2 protein-coding genes are annotated in these 4,298 nt (G+C 64.3%); both read left to right on the forward strand.

Annotated elements, in window-relative coordinates; translation table 11 throughout:
* Positions 1 to 18 precede the first annotated feature (18 nt).
* A complete protein-coding gene (locus ACCAA_RS20120; protein ID WP_186409032.1) occupies positions 19 to 1,200 on the forward strand; it encodes an efflux RND transporter periplasmic adaptor subunit in 1,182 nt (393 codons plus the stop codon).
* Positions 1,201 to 1,209: 9 nt separating this feature from the next.
* Positions 1,210 to 4,298: efflux RND transporter permease subunit (locus tag ACCAA_RS20125; protein WP_186409033.1), on the forward strand; the 3,089-nt coding region annotated here is incomplete at its 3' end.

Here is a 4,298-nt window from a genome sequence, read left to right on the forward strand (position 1 = left end):
AATAAAGGGCCATCCACCATGTCTGATTCGCGCAACATCAGCCGTGACACGCTTGTCCTGTTGTTGGCCAGCGCTCTCACTGTTCAGGTCTGGGCGCACGGCGGCGAGGACCATGGCGACGAGAAGAAATCCACCCCGGCGCCGGTGGCGGTCGCCGCAGTCAACGCAGTCAACGCCCAGGGACAGGTGACCTTTATCGAGCCGGCCGTGCGCTTGCCGGATGGCAGCATCTTCGTCCCGAAATCGGCACAACGCCAACTGGCGCTACGCACCCAGGCGGCACGCAAAGGTGAATTTCCGCGCACCGTGGAACTCAATGGCCGCGTGGTCGCCGACCCCAATGCGGGCGGACGCGTGCAGACTTTCCAGAGCGGGCGGATCGAGGCCGGCCCAAAAGGGCTCGCGGTACTCGGCCAGCGGGTCAGCAAAGGACAGCTACTCGCCTGGCTGCAGCCGGCGTCCAGCGCCATCGAACGCGGTTCGCAGCAGTCGGCGCTGGCTGAACTCGCGGCGCAGGAAAGCGTCCTCGGACGCCGTGTCGCACGCCTCAGGCAACTCGAAGGCAGTGTTCCCGAGAAGGACATCGAGCAGGCACAGATCGAACTCGCCGCCTTCAAGAAGCGCAAAGCCGCGATCGGCGGCAGCCTCGGCCGTGAAGCGCTGGTGGCGCCGGTCAGCGGTGTGGTCAGCGCGGCCAACGCTGTCGTCGGTCAGGTCGTCGATGCTCGGGAGGTGGTTTTCGAGGTGATCGATCCACAGCGCCTGGCGGTCGAGGCGCTGGCCTACGATCCACAGTTGCTCGCCGGATTGGCCAGGGCCAGCGCAGCGGTGGCGGGCGGCGTTCTCGATCTGTCGTTTGTCGGCATCGGGCGCACTCTCAAGGATCTGGCCATGCCGGTACTGTTCCGCGTCGAATTGCCGAAAACCGGCGAGTTACCTGCGCTTGCCGTCGGCCAGACACTCAAGGTGCTCGCCCAGACCAGCGAGCGCCAGCCCGGCGTCGCCGTTCCCGCGGGCGCCGTGGTGCGCAATGCAGCCAATGAGTCGGTGGTCTGGGTGCACGAAAGCGCCGAGCGTTTTGTTTCGCGAAAGGTCAGGATCGCGCCGCTGGACGGTCGTACGGTCGCAGTGACCGACGGGCTGGGCGGCGGCGAGCGGGTCGTCGTGCACGGCGCCGCATCGCTGTCCCAGATTCGTTGAAGGAGCGCCGTGTTCGATTTCATCATCAACACCAGCCTCAAGCAGCGCCTGATCGTCCTTGGCGTCTCGTTTCTGCTGATCATTTATGGCGCGCTGACCGTGCGCAAGATGCCGGTGGACGTCTTCCCCGACCTCAACAAGCCGATGGTCACGCTGATGACTGAAGCCGGCGGCATGGCGCCGGAAGAGGTCGAGCAGTTGATCACTTTCCCCGTCGAAGCGGCGATGAACGGCATGCCCGGCGTAACACGCGTGCGCTCCGTGTCGGGAATCGGCCTGTCGGTGGTGTACGTCGAGTTCGAGTGGGGAAGCGAGATTTACCGCAACCGCCAGCAGATCGCCGAACGTCTCAACCTGGTCCGCGAGCAGTTGCCGCAAGGCATCGTTCCGCAGATGGGGCCGATCTCGTCGATCATGGGCGAGATCCTGCTCATCGCCTTGCCAGCCGACCCCGACAAGGTCAGCCCGATGCAGGTCCGGGAGTACGCGGACTGGGTAATTCGCCCGCGCCTGCTGACCATCCCGGGCGTCGCGCAAGTCATTGCCATCGGTGGCCAGGTCAAGCAGTACCGCATTGAACCCGATCCGGCGCGCATGCAGGCGCTGGCAGTGACGCTGAGCGAACTGGAAGCGGCGCTGAAAAACTTCGGCGGCAACACCGCCGGCGGCTTCGTCGATGCCGGCGGCCGCGAATATCTGATCCGCAACATCGGCCGTAGCAGCCGACTCGAAGACCTGCAGAACCAGCCGGTGGCGACGCGCAAGGGGCAGGCAATCCTGCTCCGCCAAGTTGCCTCGGTCGCCTTTGCGCCGGCCATCAAGCGCGGCGATGGCAGCTTCAGGGGCAAGCCGGCAGTCATTCTCTCGGTGCAGAAACAGCCGACGGCGGATTCGGTGGCCTTGACTCGCGCCGTCGAAACTGCCTTGGCCGAGATGGGCAAGAGTCTGCCGCAGGGAGTCGACACACCGCAGTTCCTCTTCAAGCAGGCCAACTTCATCGAAGCTTCGGTGGGCAACGTCGAAGAGGCGCTGCGCGACGGCGCCGTCATGGTGGCCGTCATCCTGTTCCTGTTTCTCGCCAATCTGCGCACTACCTTCATTTCGCTGACCGCCATTCCGGTGTCGCTGCTGCTCACGGCGCTGGTTTTCCACTACTTCGGCTTGTCGATCAATACCATGACGCTCGGCGGGCTGGCGATTGCCATCGGCGAACTGGTCGACGATGCGGTGATTGGCGTGGAAAACGTCCTGCGCCGCCTGCGCAGAAACCGCAGCCTGCCCGATCCGAGGCCGGCACTCGAAGTCATTGCCGCTGCCTCGAAGGAGGTGCGCTCGGGTGTCGTTTATGCCACGCTGATCGTCGTCCTGGTGTTCATTCCGCTATTTGCCCTGCCGGGAATCGAGGGGCGGCTGTTCACGCCACTCGGAGTCGCCTATATCGTTTCCATTCTGGCCAGCATGGCGGTGGCAATGACCCTCACCCCGGTGCTGTGCTACTACCTCTTGCCGGCAATGAAGCACATCGATCACGGCGACAGTGCCCTGGTATCCCGGCTGAAAGCGTGGGACGAACGCGTCCTCAACTGGTCGTTCGATCGTGGCCGACTCCTGCTGACCGGTGCGGCAATCACGGTAGCGGTGGCGCTGGCATCGATCCCCTGGTTCCCGAAATCCTTCTTGCCGCCGTTCAACGAAGGCACCCTGACGGTCAGCGTGCTACTCAACCCAGGCACCTCGCTCGCCGAGTCGAATCGCATCGGTACGCAAGCGGAGAAGCTGCTTCTGACGGTGCCGGAAGTCACCGAAGTTGGTCGCCGGACGGGTCGAGCCGAACTGGACGAACACGCGGAAGGCGTCCATTCCTCCGAGATCGAAGTCGACCTGAAAGCCTCGCCACGTGGCCGCGAGGCGATCATTGCCGACATTCGCCAGCGCCTCTCCGGCCTGCCGGCGGTGGTCAGTGTCGGGCAGCCGATTTCGCACCGTCTCGACCACCTGCTTTCCGGTGTGCGCGCGCAGATTGCGCTCAAGATCTTCGGTGACGATCTGGATACCCTGCGCGGGCTGGCCGGCGACCTCAAGGAGCGGCTGGCCAGGATACCCGGGATTACCGATCTGCAGATCGAAAAGCAGGTGCTCATCCCGCAGTACAAAATCCGCGTCGATTACGACGCTGCCTCGCGCTACGGGATCACCTCCGGCGAGCTGCTGCAGGAGCTCGAACAGTTGCTGGCCGGAGAACGCGTCGGCCAGGTCCTGGAGGGCAATCGCCGTTTCGACCTCACCCTGCGCCTGCCGGAAGACGCCCGCGGCGAGCGCGGCCTGGAGGACCTGCTGATCGAGACGCCCAGCGGTCGGGTGCCGCTTGCGCGCCTTGCCACGATCGAGGATGGCGACGGCCCGAATCAGATCGGCCGGGAGAACACGCGCCGGCGCATCGTCATCTCGGCCAACAGCGACGGTTCCGACATCAGCCGCATCATTGCCGAGATCCGCGCTGAAATCGACCGCAAACCGATGCCGGAAGGCTATTTCCCCCTACTGGAGGGGCAGTTCCAGGCGCAGGAGGAAGCCGCCAAACTGATCGCTGTCCTGGCCCTGGTGTCGCTGGCCATGATCTACCTGGTCCTCTACAGCCGCTACCGTTCGGCGATGCTGACGGCCATCATCATGGGCAACGTGCCACTCGCCCTGGTCGGTTCGGTGGTGGCCCTGTGGATCTCGGGCCAAGCGCTGTCGGTGGCCGCGCTGGTCGGCTTCATCACGCTGACCGGCATCGCCACGCGCAACGGCATTCTCAAGATCAGCCACTACATCAACCTGTGCGCTTTCGAGGGCGAGGTATTCGGGCGAGCGATGATTGTACGCGGCTCGCTGGAGCGGCTGACGCCGGTGTTGATGACCGCACTGGTCGCCGCTTTTGCCCTGACCCCGCTGCTGCTCTCCGCCGACGCAGCAGGCAAGGAAATCCTGCATCCGGTGGCGGTGGTCATTTTTGGCGGGCTGATCAGTTCAACGCTGCTCGACACCTTGTTGACGCCGGTCATGTTCTGGCTGTTCGGTGACAAACCCCTGCAACGCTTGCTGGCCGAAAAAGC

It is taken from the genome of Candidatus Accumulibacter aalborgensis (genome assembly GCF_900089955.1).
In the GTDB taxonomy this organism is placed as follows: Bacteria; Pseudomonadota; Gammaproteobacteria; order Burkholderiales; family Rhodocyclaceae; genus Accumulibacter; species Accumulibacter aalborgensis.